The following is an 18,526-nucleotide window of genomic DNA, read 5'->3' as shown; positions in this document are numbered from 1 at the left end:
AGGTACGGTAATTTTGGGGGTCAAATGCAATGGATATGGTAGAAATCAAACAAGAACTTGCTTCAATTGAGAAACGAATCACAAACTTCAGGGGGTCTCTTTGACCTTGATGAGAAGCAAGAACGTATTGCAGAGCTAGAGGAAAAGATGACTGACCCGGAGTTTTGGAATAACCAAGATACCGCTCAAGAAGTCATTAATGAGTCAAACGGATTAAAAGAACAAGTGGATACCTTCCTTTCAATGGAGTCCACATATGAGGATCTTGAAGTTTCCTACGAACTTGTAAAAGAAGAGGCAGACAGTGAGCTTGAGGCAGAGCTCGCAAGTGGGGTAAGTGAACTCTCTCAAACCATCGATCAGTTTGAGCTTCAGCTATTACTAAGTGAGCCATATGACAAAAACAATGCGATTTTGGAATTACATCCAGGTGCTGGTGGAACAGAGTCACAGGACTGGGCTTCCATGCTGCTGCGTATGTATACAAGGTGGGCGGATCAAAAAGGATTTAAAGTTGAAACGATGAACTACTTGCCTGGGGATGAGGCAGGAGTGAAAAGTGTGACACTGCTTATTAAAGGCCACAACGCATATGGTTATTTAAAAGCTGAAAAAGGTGTACACCGTCTTGTCCGCATTTCTCCATTCGATTCATCGGGTCGCAGACATACTTCCTTTGTATCTTGCGAAGTGATGCCTGAGCTCGATGAAAATGTAGAAATTGAAATATCAACCGAAGATCTTAAAGTAGATACGTATCGAGCGAGTGGAGCTGGTGGTCAGCATATTAATACAACCGATTCAGCTGTTCGTATTACGCATATTCCTACAAATACAGTTGTAACGTGTCAAAACGAACGTTCACAGATTAAAAACCGTGAGCAAGCCATGAAAATGATGAAAGCAAAGCTTTATCAGTTAAAGATCGAAGAACAGCAGCAAGAGTTAGCTGAGATTCGTGGAGAGCAAAAAGACATTGGTTGGGGAAGTCAGATCAGGTCGTATGTATTCCACCCATATAGTATGGTAAAAGACCACCGTACGAATCATGAGATTGGAAATACAAGCTCAGTAATGGATGGAGATTTGGATCCGTTCATTGACGCGTATCTTCGTTCATCTCTGGCACTTTAAATGAAAACAGACTGGCTACCACTAGCCAGTCTGTTTTTTGCGTTACTCTGCTAACGCGTCACTAGAGGCGCGTTTACATGAGAACGCTGCAATGCTATACTACACCGGGACTTTTCCTACTTTTATTTAATGCAAAAAAGGGGCTATGTGTATGAAAAATTGGCATCGAATAGTCATTGATTATCTCTATATTTTATCTGGTTCGGCCATCGTGGCACTTGCATTTAACCTATTTTTATTACCTAATCAAATTGCTCCTGGTGGAGTTAGTGGAATTAGTACAATTGTTACGAACTTAACTGGTATTGAACCTGCTTACATACAATGGTCATTAAATATACCACTTTTTATCGCAGGCTTACTGCTTCTAGGTGGCTTATCTTATGGAATGAAAACATTAGTTGGAACGTTGTTTCTTCCGTTTGTTGTGTTTCTAACCCGAGATTGGGATGTTGGATTTACGGATCCTCTCCTTGGAGCTCTTTTTGGTGGAATAGGTGTTGGCGCTGGTCTGGGGTTAGCATTTAGAGCTAGAGCCAGCACAGGTGGAACGGACTTAGCTGCACAAATCTTGCAGAAATATACTGGCTTAACATCTGGTTTTGCAGTTGCTTTGATCGATGGTCTAGTTGTTATTTCTTCAGCCATTGTGTTTGGACTAGAACTCGCTCTTTACGCTTTAATTTCTCTTTTCGTGACAGGTAAAACCATTGATTTAGTACAAATGGGACTTGGGTACGCGAAAATTGCATATATCATTTCTCAACATGAAGAGAAAGTGACTCAGTCGATTCTTCGCGACATTGATCGTGGAGTGACAAAGCTCAGTGCACAAGGAGGCTATACAAGCGAAGAGAGGCCTGTGCTGATGTGTGTCGTTAACCAACACGAGGTGACAAAATTGAAAGAAGTTGTACGGTTGGCAGACCCCAATGCTTTTGTCATTGTTTCAAATGCGACGGAGGTCTTGGGTGAAGGATTTAAAAAACAAATGTAACGATTTTGAACACAGTAATAAAAGAGTTTTATATACTTTATGGTTAGTATTCCATTTTAAGTTAGATCATATAGGTCTTTAGGCTAATAATCCTTTGCAAAGCCTATTTATTTGACACAAACTGAAATAAAACTGTAATGATATAAAGGTTTGATGAATGGTATAATGAACAAGCAATACGACAGAAGCTTATAGAATTAGTGTTTTTTCTACAAGATCTTTACGTAATACAGCAAGGAAGTGATTGTTTCATGATCGAATTAAAAGATGTATGGAAAGTCTATTCTAATAACGTCAAAGCGATTAACGGAATGACTTTAAAAATAGATAAAGGTGAATTTGTCTACATAGTAGGACCAAGTGGGGCAGGTAAATCAACGTTTATCCGTTTGTTATATAGAGAAGAGAAAGCAACAAAAGGTGAAGTGATTATTGATCAAACGAAGCTTAATAGCATTAAAGAAAGACATGTGCCAAAGCTTAGACGAAAGATCGGTGTGATCTTTCAGGATTTTAAACTTCTTCCAACTCTAACAGTCTATGAAAATATTGCTTTTGCACTTGAAGTCATTGAAGAGCCAAGTGCTTCAATTAAACGACGAGTGATGGAAGTACTTGATATTGTTAAGTTAAAAGGCAAAGCTAAATTTCTACCTGATGAACTTTCTGGAGGCGAGCAACAGCGTGTTGCCATCGCTCGGGCGATTGTAAATCGACCAGAAGTCTTAATTGCCGATGAGCCAACAGGAAACTTAGATCCCGACACTGCATGGGGGATCATGGACATTTTAGATGATATTAGCCACCGTGGGACTACTATTATTATGGCTACCCACAATAAAAGCATTGTAAACACGTTAAAACGAAGAGTCATTGCCATTGAGAATGGCAGAGTTGTTCGTGATGAAGTAAGGGGGAACTACGGTTATGAAATTTAGAACCGTCGGTCGCCATTTGAAAGAAGGAACAAAGAATTTAGGACGTAACGGATGGATGACTTTTGCTTCAATTAGTGCGGTCACTGTTATGCTTCTAGTAGTAGGAATTTTTCTCTTACTTATTCTTAATATGAATCATATGGCAACACAGGTTGAAGATGACGTTGAAATTAGAGCCTATATTGAATTAACTGCGAATGATGAGCAACAAGATGAATTAAAGGCAAACATCGATGAGATAGCCGATGTAAAAGAAGTAGCGTTCCTTGGTAAAGATGAAGGATTAAGTAACCTTATTGATAGCTTAGGAGACGGTGGACAGGCCTTTGAATCGGTTCGAGATGAGAATCCTTTAAACGATATGTTTGTTGTAGAAGCAGCCAGTCCACAAGCTATTGAAACAGTTGCAGAAGAAATTGAGGCATTGAGCAATGTGGAAAGTGTTGCTTACGGACAAGATTTTGTTGAGAGATTGCTTCAAGTCACAGACATGGGCCGTTACATTGGGCTTGGACTTGTTGTCGCTTTAATGCTTACAGCTATGTTTTTAATTGCTAACACGATTAAATTGACCATTTTAGCGAGACGTAAAGAGATTCGAATTATGAAGCTAGTTGGAGCAACAAACGGGTTTATCAGATGGCCGTTCTTAGTAGAAGGACTATTACTTGGTTTAATTGGCTCACTAATCCCTGTTTTACTTGTTATTTACGGATATCAATTTTTATATGAAAATTATGGTTCACAAATAGAAGGTAATTTCTTTGCGTTACTACCTGTATATCCTTATATGTTACAAATAGCCTTATTATTGCTTGCGGTTGGATTGTTCATCGGAGCATGGGGCAGTGTGATGTCAGTACGTAAATTCCTAAAAGTATAAGCGAAACCGAAGCACTAGTAGATGCAGATCACTTAAGGAGGAAACGATTTAATGAAGAAGTTTGGATACGTTACACTTGCCGCGGTTATGGCACTGGGTTCGATTGGTTTTGGAGGGCTTGGAAACACAGCCTATGCAAATGAAGATTTAAGAAACAAGATTGAAGATGTTCAAAGCGAACGTGGTGAAAATCAGGAGCTAGCTAGACAGAAAGAAGCGGAAGTTGCTGGGTTAAAGCAAGAAATGGAAACATTAAGCAATGAAATTAATAAGCTTGAAAAAGAAGAAGCAGAGACTGCAGATGAAATCTCTACTAAGGAAGATGAGATTGCAGAAGTAGAGGCTCACATTGAAAAGCTTAAAGAAGAAATCAAAGAATTAGAAGAACGCATTGCTGAACGTGATGAATTATTGAAAGACCGTGCGAAAAATATGTATCAATCAGGCGGCGAAGTAAATTACTTGGAAGTCATCTTAGGTGCAAAAGATTTTGGTGATTTGCTTGACCGCATGAACGCACTTAGCACAATTGCTAATCAAGATAAGTCTATACTTGATGCACATGTTCAGGATCATGAAGATCTTGAAGCAGCTAAAGCAGAAGTAGAAGACGAGCTTAGTAAACTTGAGGGACATCTAGCAGACTTGGAAACATTGAAAGCTGATTTAGAGAATCAACGCTCTGAAAAAGACAGCAAACGTGGAGATCTTCAGTCAAAAGAGAACGAACTTGAAGCTGAATTAGGCGAGATTGAAAACGAAGATGAAATTCTTGCTCAACAAGAAGCAGCGTTTGAAAATGAATTAGCTGCTTGGGAAGAAGAACAAAAGCGACTAGCTGAAGAGAAGAAACGTCAAGAAGAAGAAGAAAAGAAGAGACAAGAAGAAGCAGCTAAAGCACAATCTGAGCAAGCTTCCGCTAAACAAGAATCACCAGCACAAAGTAGTTCAAATGCATCTGCAAGTTCAAATAATAGCTCAAATTCTTCATCAGGGACAAAAACGCAGTCTTCACAGCCACAGGTGAAAAGCGAGACTACAAGTAGTGAATCGGCTGCTCCACAAAAATCAACAAGTGGATTTGTTCGTCCGACGACTGGATCTTTAACGTCTCCTTATGGAATGCGTAACGGGAAGATGCACCATGGTGTTGATTTTGGTAAAAATGGACGTACTGGAGACGTACCAGTTAATGCAGCTAAAGAAGGAACCGTTTCTTCTGCTGGCTGGATGAATGGTTACGGGAATACCGTTATTATCACTCACGTTGTTGATGGTCGTACAGTGACTACTTTATATGGACATTTAGAACGTATTGATGTAAGTTCTGGACAAAAAGTTTCACAATCTCAACAAATTGGACTCATGGGTAATACGGGCGTATCTTTTGGTGCTCACTTACACTTTGAGGTTCATGAAGGTAACTGGAATGGTGCAAAGTCAAATTCCGTTAATCCGTTAAACTATGTATCTAGATAATATATGATAACTAATAATAAACTTAAAACAAGCGTGGGTTACATTTCCTTTTCACCATTTATGGGTGATACACTAGAAATGTGAACTACGCTTGTTTTTTATTATGTTTTAGGAGCGCGTTATATGAGAAATAAACGAGTGATCTTCGGATTCATCGTCTGGACGATGTGTGTCATCGGATTCGGATATGAGCAATCGATTAAACTTCTTTTAAGTTTCTCCATCTTGGTTTTATTCCCACTAGTCACTGAACTAACCTATCGTCAAAAGGGAAAACGAGATTGGTTTTTAAGGGCTCAACCCTTTTTCTCTATTGTAGGAGCTGGGAGTTTATTTATTGAAATAGGACCTTTACCGGGAATACTCGCTTTCATTTGGTTTATATTCACAGGTTGGATCGCTTGCATTGGGATTGCACGTGCAACCACACGAGGGTTTGTGCGAATGGAAGAGAACGCCATTGATGCAGCCTATGTGTACATGGCTTTGGGTGGTCTATGGCTATTTATGAGTCAGGCAGGGATAGAAGGTTTGCCTTTTACACCTGTCATTGTGTTGTTAACAGCGGTTCATTTTCATTACTCTAGTCTGGTCGTACCGATTGTGGTGGGATTACTTGGGCGATATGCGTTTAATCATACGATTCACATTCGTTGGTATGGTTTGTTGTCAGGGTTACTCATTATAGGACCATTACTTGTTGGAATAGGGATTACTATTGGTGGAGTAGCTGACATGTTATTTGTGGCTATTTATGTTTTAGCGATGTTCTGGTTAGCATTCGAAACGTTTCGTGTTCTTATAGGACTCCGTCAGCATCTCATCGCTCGCGTTACGATCATTGTAGCTTCAGTTATATCAATAGCTGCCATGGTTTTATCTGCATTGTATAGTGCGGGTGTTTCTATAGGAACTACATTAATCACCATTGATCAGATGGTTCTCTATCATGGATATACACAAGCGTTTGGCTATAGCTTTCTGATCTTGATGGGTTGGACGTTGATCAAACCTCGCCCTTTATACTCGTTTGGGCAATTTAGACTTAGTCGACTTCGTGGTAAGTGGAGAGTGGGAGATCACTTTCTAGAAGAAACACAGATTTTGAATAAGAATGAAGTGGTTGACGGGTTGGTCGAATCATTTTTTGCTTTTACACGAGACGAGTTCTCTCCGGCGCAGATTGATTCATCTATTAGGGATTTTTATGAACAAACAAATCATTATGAGATGTCAGCTACAACAAGGTGGCATGGAATCTATTACCCTCTTTCAAGACCCTATCATTGGGTGACAGGAAAAATTGGTCAGCTTTACTTAAGAGCTGCAAGCAAGCATCCAAAAAGTCAGAGGATGGAAGCTGTTATCTACCCAATTGATGAAACCATTGATGGGAGGCATCCAGTAAGAGCATGGATACGGAAAGACTATGAGACAAAAGAAGAAATCTTTGTTGCATTTTATGCCTATTACGCCACTAAAGACAAAACCTATATGGACATTGCTTTGCCACTACCCTATTCGGTTATGACAGGGATCCTTCGTCCACAGCACGATGAATCAAATGGTCTGATTTTAACAAGTTTCAGGGAGCCGGGTTCATTGGGGGATGAAGGCGTATATGTAACGATTGGGAAGTGGACGATCAGGGTACCGATCGAAGAATATTTCCACGTTCGAGCTACTGATGATCCTGGGCGTTTGACCGCGGTACACGAGCTACGTTTTTTAGGATTGCGGTGTTTAACGATCGATTATGAAATTACATGTAAGCTCTCAAAACAGCTTTGACTTCATAGTAGTGATTGTCTAAAATGGTAGTAATCGAGTAGCGACATAATGTGTACAGGCAATGCATATGATGATGGCAGGCTTGTTGATGTTTTAATACATGGGAGTGGTGAAGGTGAACAGTAAACGGTTGTTTATTGTTGTAATACTTGTAGCGATCTTTGGGGCGGGAAGTTATTATCTAACTGGAAAATTTGCAACAAATGCTTCTCCAATCAATATGGGTAACAACGATTCACAAGAAAGTGAAGTCGTAGAACTTAATGACGACGAGTTAATGAAGAAGTTTGAGAAAGCCTTAAATACGATTGAGGATCGATATGTGGAGGAAGTTGACCGTCAAGCATTAATTGAAGGGGCTATCTCTGGCATGATTGATGAATTAGGAGATCCATTTTCGGATTATATGGATCAAGAAACAGCCAATGAATTTGTAGAGTCGCTTGGCTCTGAATTTCAAGGGATTGGTGCTGAGGTAAGTATGATTAATGGGAAGGTTACCATTGTATCCCCTTTCCGCGACTCACCAGCAGAGCAAGCGGGCCTGCAGGCGAATGACCGAATCATTGAGATTGACGGTGAAAATATTGAAGGCCTTTCTGTGAATGAAGCAGTCCTTAAAATTCGTGGTGAAAAAGGAACAACGGTTCGACTAACGATTGAGAGAGATGGCAGCTCAGAGCTGTTAGATGTCCCAGTTGAACGTGATACCATTCCTATTGAGACGGTTCGAACGCAAACATTTGAACAAGATGGTCAAACGATTGGGTTACTTGAGATTACATCGTTCTCTGAAGACACAGCGATTAACTTTAAAGACCAACTGCAGGAGTTAGAACAGGATGGAATGGATGCTTTAATTATTGATGTCCGCGGAAATCCAGGTGGCTATTTAAATGCAGTTGAGCAAATTGGGGATGAGCTCATTCCGGATGAAAAAGCCATTGTTCAAACGGAGGATCGTGATGGAGCACGTACAGGATATACTTCAAAATTAAAAGAAGCAAAGGATTACCCAATCATTGGTCTAATCGATGAAAGAAGTGCCTCTGCATCTGAAATCTTAGCTGCTGCATTAAAAGAATCTGGCGGTTACGACCTAGTAGGAAATACAACGTTTGGAAAAGGAACGGTTCAACAAACAGTTGATCTAGGTGATGGCAGTGATTTAAAACTGACGATGATGAGATGGTTAACGCCAGATGGGAACAGCATTAACCAAGAAGGTGTGACACCAACCATTGAAGTCACTCAACCTGAATACTTCTTCTCAACAGCTGTTTCTGTTGAAGAGGATTCTCCGATCGTTTTTGACTCACTTGGAGAACAAGTTAAAAACGCTCAATTCATTCTAAAAGGCTTGGACTACAACCCTGGTCGTGAGGATGGCTACTTTGATCAACAAACAGTTGATGCAGTAAAGTCATTCCAAGAGGATGAAGGCCTTGAAGCTAGTGGAGAGATTAACCAGGAAACAGCTACAGCCCTTCAAGAACGAATTGTAGAGGAAATCCGTAAAGCAGAAAATGATTCACAGCTACAAAAAGCCATTGACGTGGCAGTTGAACAGATTAACTAATTAGATGTATGCTCAATTCGTGAGTTAAGAGATAAGCACTGATGAAAGACTGTCCCCATTGGAAAGCAGGTTATGTTTTCTGTATGCTCCTGCAAAAGGGCGCAGATTCATGTTTCCAAGGAGGCAGTCTTTTTATAAGATGTGTAGAACATATAAGCTGGGGGAGGGCGTCAATGGAAATCGTTCAAACGATCTTAATCGCATTAGCTAGTTTTTTCGCTAATCCAATTACTTATGTTGGATTGCTACTTGTATACATTATCGCTTCAAAACGTGTAAAAAAAGAACGGTCGTCTTTTCATACAAGGGTTTATCGTCGATTGGCAGATTTTATTGTGCCCTTTTGGCCGGCTTTAGTTATAGGGTTATGTTTGTCTGTTCTATTAGTAGGTATTGGATTTGTATTGGAGTGGCAGGCATTAGCCATCATGATGATCATCATGTTTCTAATTATGCTTACATTTCAGCTTAGGTGGCTTTCGCCGTCATACATACTTGGATTAACAATCATTGTTTTAGCAGTCATCCCATTTACGGGAGAGTATGCCTTTATAAATGAATACATAGATACGATGCAATTGGACAGGCTTATACCGATTTTATCTCTATTACTCGGGTTGCTAGTGATGGCCGAGGGAATTCTTATTCAAAAAAATGGAACGATGTACACCTCGCCAAGACTTGAGAGAGCATCAAGAGGGAAATGGATTGGTTTTCATTTATCAGAACGAATTTGGTTTCTTCCACTCATCGTATTTATTCCAAATGGTATAATCCCGACATTTGACTATTGGCCAGTACTCCCTATTGCGGGAATGGAGCTGCAGCCACTATTCGTTCCATTTTTAATTGGATTTAAGCAAAAGGTAACCTCCTCTCTTCCAAAGGACGCCATCCGTTCCGCTGGGAGGCAGGTACTCGTTTTTGGAATCGTATTGCTTCTTCTAGCTATTTCATCCCTATTCATTGGGTGGGTGGCTTACATTGTAGCAGGAGCTGCAATCATCGGAAGAGAATATCTATGGCATGTGGCAAGGGATCGCGATAAAAAAGGGTTGCCTATGTATGTTGAGCGAACGGAAGGGTGCACGATCCTTGGAGTCTTGCCTGGAAGTTTGGCTGAAAAACTAGAATTAAAAGTTGGAGAGACGATTGTGAAAGTAAACGGGCGTAAAGTTGTGGATGAGACAAGCTTCTATGAAGCACTTCAGGCCAATTCTGCTTTTTGTAAATTGGATGTTCTCGATTATGATCAAGAAGTCCGTTTCGAACAAGGTGCACTGTATGATAGTGAGCACCACCAGCTTGGTGTGTTGTTAGTAAAGAAAGATGTATCCTTATCAAACTCGGTTACATAAAGGATAAAGTAAAAGCTTTGAGTATCACACTCAAAGCTTTTTTATCATGTTCTGAAACATTAATAATAATTAATGAAAAAATGGCGGATGATTCTACGATCGAATCATTCGCCATTCGTGATTTTATTTGAACAAGCGGGTGAGAACCTGAGACTTCTATGGAAGAGAACGCGGTGAAGACACTGTAACGGATATTGTGCTATGTTTGCGTTTTGCTATTCACACTAATGTTTTGTAATAAGCTCGTTCTAAAAGAAAACCCTTTACTAGATATAAGAGCAACACAACGCATTTCTCTCGTAGTAAAGGGAGGACAAACATATTCCATCCAAGAATTGTTAGAAGCCGTTCCAGCCCCAGAAGAAGTTGAAAAACGATATGAACAATTTTTAGAAGCATTTAAATTATGACTAATTAGTCATTGAATAGTGAGTCATTGAGTTCATAATGGGTGACAAGTCTTTGAATCAGTTTTCGCAATCCAGGTTCATTGTGTAAATTTAATAGCATTCCCTGAATGATCGGTAAACGTGGATTGTCTTTTTGAGATTCTTCTTCAAGCATGTCGACGGATACAAAAAGTTCATCTTGATTATCGAACTTTTTAATGACATTTCGTATCTCTTTGAGCGTATCTGAAACCGAGATTGAGTGATCTATTTCAAAAAAGTCAGATAAAACAGAAGCTACTTGTTCTTCTTTTAACAGAGCATCCTCAGGTTTTAATCCACGAACGATGGAATCGACTCTCTCCAAGATGTACGGTACAAGCGTGCGAATTTCTACTACTGGTGCATGAATTAAAAACTTTAGGTATGAATGAAATAATCCATCAATGATCAGTGTTAAGTCCCAGAGGATAGGCTTTATCTGCTCACCATACAGCTCAACCAAATAACTTTGATGGAATTGAGTCATTTTATAATTCAGGCGCTTGAGGCTTGACTTCATCTCATCTGTTAGTGGGATGGAAGGGTCTTTCATTTGAACAAGAATAAAGTCTTTGTGATTGAGAATGGATTCAAATAGATCAGTGAGCTTGTGGTTGTATTGTTCTCTTGACGCAAGTTCATCGTAGTCACTTTTCTGGATACAGCTGGTTATTAAATCAGAATAATAGTTAATAATAGCAACAACTAAGGCATCTTTTGATTTGAAATGTAAGTAAAAAGCGCCTTTAGAAATACCACTTTCAGTCGCGATATCTTGAATCGATGTGGATGAAATACTGTTTGTTGAAAATAGTTTTATCGCATTCTCAATAATAAGCTTATTTTTATCGGTCATTTTTTCAACTCCTTTTATGATTTGTTCTTGACTTCTGACTATCTGGTCAACTAACATAAGGTGAGTAATGACTAGGTGGTCAAATTATATACGCTTAAGTAAATGGAAGTCAAGAATAGAAAGAGGGGGAAACAGGAAACAATGAAAAAGATTATTGAGTTTTCATTAAGAAATAAGTTTGCTTTATGGTTACTCACCATTATGGTTGTAGTAGCCGGTCTGTATTCTGGTTTAAACATGAAGATGGAAACCATTCCGAATATTAATACACCAATTATTACGATCTCAACAACCTATCCAGGTGCTACACCTGAGGAAGTTGTAGATAAAGTAACGCAACCGATAGAACAGCAGGTGGAAGGGTTAAATGGTGTTTCAAACGTCACCTCTAGCTCCTTTCAAAATGCTTCATCAATTCAAATAGAATACCGATTTAGTAAGGATATGGATGAAGCACTAACAGAAGTGAAAGACGCGTTAGATGGTCAGGAGTTTCCTGATGGCGTGACAGATCCTTCAATATCCAGGTTAAGCTTAACAGCCTTTCCTGTCCTGACATTAAGTGCGTCTGGTGAGGATTCGCTTACTGAACTGACTGATTTAGTTGAGAACGATGTAGCACCAACATTAGAAGGATTAGATGGTGTTGCCTCTGTTAGTTTAAGTGGACAGTCAGTGAAAGAGGTTCAGCTTCGGTTTGATGAGGATGAACTTGTAGCTAACGGATTGGATGAAGAAACCGTCTTACAAATCATTCAAGGCTCAGATGTGACCTTCCCACTTGGATTATATACATTTGGAGACCAAGAACAGTCTGTTGTCATTGATGGTGATGTGAATACGATTGAGGATCTTGAATCTATTGCGATCCCAATTAGTCCAGGTGGAGGAGAAGAACAACAGCCCCCTATGGATATGGATTTGGGTGCAGAAGCAGGAATGCCTCCAGTTGGGGAACAGGATCTACCAGTTGATATTGAGATTCCAACGATCTCACTCGGAGAGCTTGCAGATATTGAAGTTGTAAATGAATCTAGCTCTATCTCTAGAACAAATGGAAAAGATGCAATCGGCCTTCAAATTGTCAGCACAGCAGACGCGAATACGGTTGATGTCGTTGATCAAGCACTTGAAGCAGCTGCAGATCTTGAGAAAAAATATGATGGACTTGAGATTGTTTCTACACTTGATCTAGGTGAACCAATTAAAGAATCCGTTGAAACCATGATCAGCAAAGCGTTATTCGGTGCATTGTTTGCGATGATTATCATTTTGCTGTTTTTACGAAATGTGAAAACAACAATCATCTCAGTCATCTCGATCCCGTTATCGCTGCTAATTGCGATACTCCTTTTAAATCAAATGGATATTACGTTAAATGTCATGACGCTTGGAGCAATGACCGTTGCAATTGGCCGAGTCATTGACGATTCCATTGTTGTTATCGAAAATATTTTCAGGCGGATGGGTATGGCGGATGAACCACTAAAAGGAAAAGCGTTAATTGTGGATGCCACAAAAGAAATGTTTATGCCAATTCTTTCGTCCACCATTGTTACAATCTCTGTTTTCTTGCCACTAGGGTTAGTAGAAGGAATGGTTGGCGAACTGTTTCTACCATTCGCTTTAACGGTTGTCTTTGCGCTACTTGCTTCATTATTAGTTGCGATTACGATTGTGCCTATGATGGCTCATTCAATGTTTAAAAAGGGCTTAAGTAAAAGCAACATGTCACATGAGGAAAAGCCAAGCCGACTATCTAATGGATATAAATATGTGTTGAATTGGTCTCTAAACCATAAATGGATTACATCGATTGTGGCGATTGCTTTATTAATCGGTAGTTTGTTCTTAGTCCCTGCTGTTGGTGTGAGCTTCCTACCGGCAGATGAGGAAAAAGCATTGTACATTACCTATAATCCAGAACCAGGTCAGACTCTATCAGAAGTGGAGGAGATTGCTGGAGAAGCAGAAACCTTCCTTACCGAACGTGAGGGTGTTGAGCTGATTCAATTATCTATAGGTGGAGACAATCCGATGAGCTTTGGTCCATCTAACTCATCAATTATCTTTGTGGAATATGCTGATGATTTCAAAGGGTTTGTAGATGAACAAGAAAAGGTAATGGATGAACTAACAGCAATGACGGAAAAAGGTACTTGGGCAAACCAAGACTTTACTGGCATGTCTGGAGGCTCAAGTGAGCTTTCTGTGCAGGTAAGTGGCCCATCGATTGAAGTCATTGAACCGGTTGTAAAAGAAGTTGAACAACTGTTATCCGAGCAAGATGATCTTTCGGATTTAGATACAAGTCTGTCTGAACAATATGATCAGTTTAACTTAATAGCTGATGCAGATGAGTTGAGTAAAAATGGTTTAACAGCTGCCCAAGTCGGAATGGCTCTTTCAAACCAGGGACAACGTGAAGTTCTCACAACTGTTAACGAAGATGGAGCAGAGCTTGACGTGTTTGTTGAATCAGAGGAAGAATCGTTTGAGAGCATTGATGAATTACTAGACAAAACAATTGTTACGGCACTTGGCGAAGAGATTACAATTCGCGATGTCGTAAATGTGGAGGAAGGAACAACTCCAAATACGATTTCAAAACGAAATGGCGACATTTATGCAGACGCATCAGGAAAAATCACAAGTAATGATATTAGTGCAGTGGCAACATCCGTGCAATCAGAGCTAGATGAACTGGATCTACCTACTGGTGTAGACGTATCAATGGGCGGCGTGTCTGCTGATATTGAGGAATCATTTACTCAGCTTGGTCTAGCCATGCTTGCAGCCATTGCCATTGTCTACTTTGTCCTTGTCTTAACATTTGGTGGAGGGTTAGCTCCATTTGCAATCCTATTTTCACTGCCATTTACCGTAATTGGCGCACTTGTCGCCTTACTCATTGCTGGTGAGACAATTAGTGTATCATCTATGATTGGTGCACTCATGTTAATTGGGATTGTTGTAACAAATGCAATCGTATTGATTGACCGAGTCATTCATCAAGAAAACGAAGGCTTGTCTACACGGGAAGCATTACTTGAAGCAGGATCTACGCGACTACGTCCGATTCTGATGACAGCCATTGCAACAATTGGTGCGCTTCTCCCACTAGCCTTTGGATTTGAAGGCGGAGGATTAATCTCTAAAGGGCTTGGAGTCACTGTTATTGGAGGATTAACAAGTTCAACCCTACTTACCTTGTTAATTGTGCCATTAGTCTATGAGTTACTAATGAAATTGAAAAAACGTGTAGTAAAAGAGTAACAATCGTTAAAAAACGAACCAGCTTACATGGGCTGGTTCGTTTTTTTATGACATCTATGATTCGATTAATTGCTTAATTCGCATAGCAGTACGTACTTGCAACGTGAATTCTGGATCCTTTAATGAGGTTTGTAATAACTCCTCACACTTTTCTAAACGATAGACCACAGTATTACGATGAACAAAAAGCTGTTTGGCGGTTTCGGAGATCTGACATTGGCATTCCATGTACATAAACAGTGTATGCAGCAGTGTTTGATCTTCATCTAAGTAATCTAACCGCAATTGCTTATAGGTCTGATGATAATAGCCAATTAATTCTTTCTCAGGAATCATTCTGAGTAAGCCACTGATATCGGTGGACTGAAAGAAGTGGATAGAGGAAGGTTGGCGCCAGCCACTCTGTTGAAACAATGCTTTTTGTGCTTCCTCAAAGCCTTGATGTACTGCAAAGAAGGATGAACAAACATGACTAACTCCAAACGAAACAGTCATTTCATAAAAACGAGACAATCGTAATTGAAGAAGCTCTAAAAAGGATTCACAGAATGCTTGTGTGTCTTCCATTAACTCATTCACAGAAAGAAGGAGAATTAATTGTTCTCCTTTTGTAAAAAGATAACAAGGGACAACTAATGATTGCAATTCATTTTCTAGGAAGTCATAAAGCTGATCCATTTCTTTATGATGGCTTTGATCGTTCCACATGTCATGCAGGGGATCTAATTCTCCTACTGCACAAATGTATTCTTGCTCAACCGGCAAACCAAACTCACTTGCTCTGTTCTCCATTTCCCTTGTACTTGAATACGTCTGATCGAGAAAGTTTGAAAAGAATTCATTTCGAATTCGGCGAGTGGTCTGTTTGACGGCTTCTTCTCGAATCCGTTCAAAGGATAACACATTTACAGCTTGCTCTATGGTCAGTCGGTTCACATGGTCAGAAGGAGCGATTGTATCTTTAATAAATAAAAGATCTGGCTGATTTGTATGCTTGTGGACTGGATAAACGGTCAGTTCTTGTTTGCTCGCTATATCACAAAATGAAACTTCGGTTGATTTAGGAAGCAGCAAATATCCATACTGTGCAAGCTCTGTTAAATAAGGCATCGACTTAAGCAAATGTTCCTGCCCGGCAATCTGCGTTAAATATGAATTGGTTAGGGTAACGGGACGTTGGATGAGCCCACTCAATCGAGCAAGTAATGTATTCAGTCCTTTTCCGTTCATCATTTGTAATGTAAATTGTCGATGCGTATCAATGGCGTGACGAAGCTCGTTTGTCCGTTTATCTAAAATAATGGATAGCAGTTGGTTTACTGTGTCACCGAGAGACCAGTCTGATGGAAGGTTCAAAATAGGGAACGCCAGTGCATTCGCAACATCAATAACCTGTTGCGGGAGTGTGTGGATAAAGCGTTCTGTTTTAACAAAAAGCCCTGCACAGTGTCTTTTACTCATTTCTTCAATTAAATGAGCCATTTCCTCGGGCTGATCTTTAAAATGATAGCCTGTTGTAACAAGAAGATCGTTTGCTTTTAAATAAGGTAAAATATCTGGCGCATCCATCATTGTCACATGACTGATATCATGGGTGAGTCCAGAATGGCCGGCAATCACAGAAAGCTGAGTAAATGGTTCGCGTGTAAGTAAGGTTTCTAGCTTCATCTCACTCTCCCAATCAACATCTTTTTTATTATCGTAGCATAGGCAGATTCGTTCTGGAAGAAATGACTGTTTCTTTTAAAAATTTAGTCACATTCACCAATGACAGACGGTGCTCGGTTCCGTAAACTAATGAAAATCAAAGTAGAAAGGTACGATGTCATTGAGAAAACATATACTTGGCCAGCTTAATCAATGTTCTCCTGATGAATTTATCGAAATCCTTGCAGGGATCTATGAGGATTCTCCTTGGGTGGCTGAACAAGTGGTGAATAGTCGACCTTTTAAATCCATTCAATCTCTACATGAAGCAATGAAGATTGAAGTAAGTCAATCAGATCAAGTAACCAAGATAAACCTACTTTGTGCGCACCCGAATCTTGGAGAAAGAATTCAGATGACAGACTCATCAAAAGCAGAACAAGGCCAAGCGGGCCTTACTGAGTTAACTGAAGAAGAATATAAAAACTTTCAGACACTAAACAAACGCTATATGGATACCTTTATGTTTCCATTTATTTTAGCTGTAAAAGGTAAACATAAGCAGGAGATTTACAATGAAATGGAAAGAAGAATCCTTCACTCTCCTGAAACGGAGTTTGCGACTGCACTAACGGAAGTAGACAAAATTGCCTTATTCCGCTTAAAGGAATGTATTCAAGAGTAGATGAAAAAGATTGGAAGATAATCTGATAAGGACACCCGAAAAAAAGAGAACAGTGCTACGATCAATGTACCCGAGCGTTGTTGTGGATGTAGGAGGAGTAACATGTACGATATAGTGATTCGCAATGCAAAGGTTGTGTTGGAAACAGGGATAGAGGAAAGGGAAATCGGTATTAAAAATGGAACAGTTGCTGAGCTTTCCGAGCGTATCTCCAAACAGGGAGTAAAAGAAATAGATGCAAATGGACAATACGTGTTTCCCGGAGCAGTAGATGTTCACGTTCATTTAAATGAACCGGGCCGTGCGTTCTGGGAAGGCTTTGAAACCGGCTCAAGTATGTTTGCGGCAGGTGGAACGACCACATTTGTTGATATGCCCTTAAACGGCATTCCTTCCACCATTACAAAAAAAGATCTAATTGATAAAGCGGAATTAGGCAAAGAAAAATCAATTGTCGATTTTGGTCTCTGGGGTGGACTCGTTCCAGGGAATCAACATGAGCTTGCTGGATTGTCTGAAGCTGGATGTTTGGGCTTTAAAGCCTTTTTGTCTCCAACAGGAAATAAGGAATTTGAATCTGTAGGAGATCAGGATTTAATTGAAGGTATGGACCGAATTGCAGAGCTTGGTAAGGTGCTAGCTCTTCATGCTGAAAGTGGACCAATGACAACTTTTTTAACTGAGAAAATGAAGAGGCAAAAGAGAGATTCTTACGATGACTACTTAGCATCACGTCCGATTGAAGCTGAAGTCGAGGCTGTCGAACGAGCGTTACAATATGCAAGAATAACGGGCTGCCCTCTACATTTTGTACATATAAGCAGTGTGGAGGCTGTTTTAAGAATTGAACAGGCAAAAGCACAAGGGATGAACGTATCACTTGAAACATGTCCTCATTACTTACTGTTTTCACATGAAGCTTTATCTAAAAAGAAAAACCTTGCAAAGTGTGCACCGCCGCTTAGAAAAAAGGAAGACCATCTTCTACTTCGCCAGGCCATGAAAGAGGGACGAATTGACTTTTTAACATCTGATCATTCACCATGCGCGGCCGAGCTAAAGAATGCTTCAACCTATTCAATTTTTGATGCATGGGGAGGTATTAATGGAGGAGGAGTCACATTGCTTGGCGCCATTCAATTTGCTTTAGAGGAAAAGCTAGATTTTTCTCATGTAGTGAACTGGACGGCAAAGCATCCAGCTGAACGGTTTGGCCTGAGTCATCGCAAGGGGTCAATTCAGGTAGAGAAAGATGCGGATCTCGTCTTTGTCTCTTTACAGCCACATGAAGTAACACTTGAAAACATGTATGCGAGACACCCTCTTTCCCTTTACACAAATGAACCATTTGATGCGCGCATTGAAATGGTTCTTGCATCAGGTAAAAACGTTTTCTCTCGCGAGACTGGACCTATTCAATCAAGAAATGGACACTGGATAACAGCTTAAAGAAATTTAAGCTGTTTCTTCTA

Annotated in this window: 13 protein-coding genes; 11 read left to right on the top strand and 2 right to left on the bottom strand. The window is 40.0% G+C overall.

Translation table 11 applies throughout. From position 1 onward, the window contains the following. Positions 1-29 precede the first annotated feature (29 nt). The 8 genes from prfB to ACQKKO_RS00560 all read left to right on the top strand — a co-directional run bounded on the left by prfB (position 30) and on the right by ACQKKO_RS00560 (position 10,159). A protein-coding gene (gene prfB, locus ACQKKO_RS00595) for a peptide chain release factor 2 (RefSeq protein ID WP_498643282.1) occupies positions 30-1,134 on the top strand; the annotation gives its coding sequence in 2 pieces (ribosomal slippage) (positions 30-101 and positions 103-1,134; 1,104 coding nt in all). Positions 1,135-1,285: 151 nt separating this feature from the next. Next, positions 1,286-2,131 carry a YitT family protein gene (locus ACQKKO_RS00590; protein WP_498643280.1) on the top strand — a complete coding sequence of 282 codons (846 nt, stop codon included), beginning with the start codon at positions 1,286-1,288 and terminating at the stop codon, positions 2,129-2,131. A 251-nt stretch (positions 2,132-2,382) separates the two neighbouring features. Further along, positions 2,383-3,069, top strand: coding sequence for a cell division ATP-binding protein FtsE (ftsE, locus tag ACQKKO_RS00585; RefSeq protein WP_498643278.1), 687 nt, complete (start codon positions 2,383-2,385; stop codon positions 3,067-3,069). Beyond that, complete coding sequence (gene ftsX / locus ACQKKO_RS00580; RefSeq protein ID WP_498643276.1) at positions 3,059-3,952, top strand: permease-like cell division protein FtsX; 894 nt, start codon at positions 3,059-3,061, stop codon at positions 3,950-3,952. Before ftsE ends, ftsX begins: the two co-directional genes overlap by 11 nt. Before the next feature lie 51 nt (positions 3,953-4,003). Then, positions 4,004-5,431: a murein hydrolase activator EnvC family protein gene (locus ACQKKO_RS00575; protein WP_498643274.1), complete on the top strand. Its 1,428-nt coding sequence runs from the start codon at positions 4,004-4,006 to the stop codon at positions 5,429-5,431. 123 nt (positions 5,432-5,554) lie between these two features. Beyond that, positions 5,555-7,222: a YndJ family protein gene (locus ACQKKO_RS00570; protein ID WP_498643272.1), complete on the top strand. Its 1,668-nt coding sequence runs from the start codon at positions 5,555-5,557 to the stop codon at positions 7,220-7,222. A 115-nt stretch (positions 7,223-7,337) separates the two neighbouring features. Next, positions 7,338-8,801, top strand: a complete 1,464-nt coding sequence (locus ACQKKO_RS00565) for a S41 family peptidase (RefSeq protein ID WP_498643270.1) — start codon at positions 7,338-7,340, stop codon at positions 8,799-8,801. Positions 8,802-8,974: 173 nt separating this feature from the next. Next, positions 8,975-10,159: a PDZ domain-containing protein gene (locus ACQKKO_RS00560; protein WP_498643268.1), complete on the top strand. Its 1,185-nt coding sequence runs from the start codon at positions 8,975-8,977 to the stop codon at positions 10,157-10,159. A 414-nt stretch (positions 10,160-10,573) separates the two neighbouring features. Here the strand turns inward: ACQKKO_RS00560 and ACQKKO_RS00555 are convergent, their stop codons facing one another. Continuing rightward, positions 10,574-11,446, bottom strand: a complete 873-nt coding sequence (locus ACQKKO_RS00555) for a TetR/AcrR family transcriptional regulator (protein WP_498643266.1) — start codon at positions 11,444-11,446, stop codon at positions 10,574-10,576. A gap of 141 nt (positions 11,447-11,587) precedes the next feature. On the opposite strand from ACQKKO_RS00555, the gene ACQKKO_RS00550 reads away from it, so the two are divergent. After that, complete coding sequence (locus ACQKKO_RS00550) at positions 11,588-14,722, top strand: efflux RND transporter permease subunit (protein WP_498643264.1); 3,135 nt, start codon at positions 11,588-11,590, stop codon at positions 14,720-14,722. A 54-nt stretch (positions 14,723-14,776) separates the two neighbouring features. Here ACQKKO_RS00550 and ACQKKO_RS00545 read toward each other — a convergent pair whose 3' ends face one another. Continuing rightward, positions 14,777-16,390 carry a PucR family transcriptional regulator gene (locus ACQKKO_RS00545; protein WP_498643262.1) on the bottom strand — a complete coding sequence of 538 codons (1,614 nt, stop codon included), beginning with the start codon at positions 16,388-16,390 and terminating at the stop codon, positions 14,777-14,779. A 154-nt stretch (positions 16,391-16,544) separates the two neighbouring features. Between ACQKKO_RS00545 and uraD the strand changes: the two genes are divergently transcribed. Together uraD and allB are read left to right on the top strand one after the other, a co-directional pair. Next, positions 16,545-17,054, top strand: a complete 510-nt coding sequence (gene uraD / locus ACQKKO_RS00540; protein ID WP_498643260.1) for a 2-oxo-4-hydroxy-4-carboxy-5-ureidoimidazoline decarboxylase — start codon at positions 16,545-16,547, stop codon at positions 17,052-17,054. 102 nt (positions 17,055-17,156) lie between these two features. Next, positions 17,157-18,503 carry an allantoinase AllB gene (gene allB, locus ACQKKO_RS00535; RefSeq protein WP_498643258.1) on the top strand — a complete coding sequence of 449 codons (1,347 nt, stop codon included), beginning with the start codon at positions 17,157-17,159 and terminating at the stop codon, positions 18,501-18,503. The last annotated feature ends 23 nt before the right edge of the window (positions 18,504-18,526 follow it).

It is taken from the genome of Alkalihalobacillus sp. NPDC127517, from assembly GCF_050276055.1.
GTDB lineage: Bacteria > Bacillota > Bacilli > Bacillales > Bacillaceae_D > Alkalicoccobacillus.
Note: the sequence above shows the minus strand (reverse complement) of the source record. Positions and strands in the feature narration are given on the sequence as shown.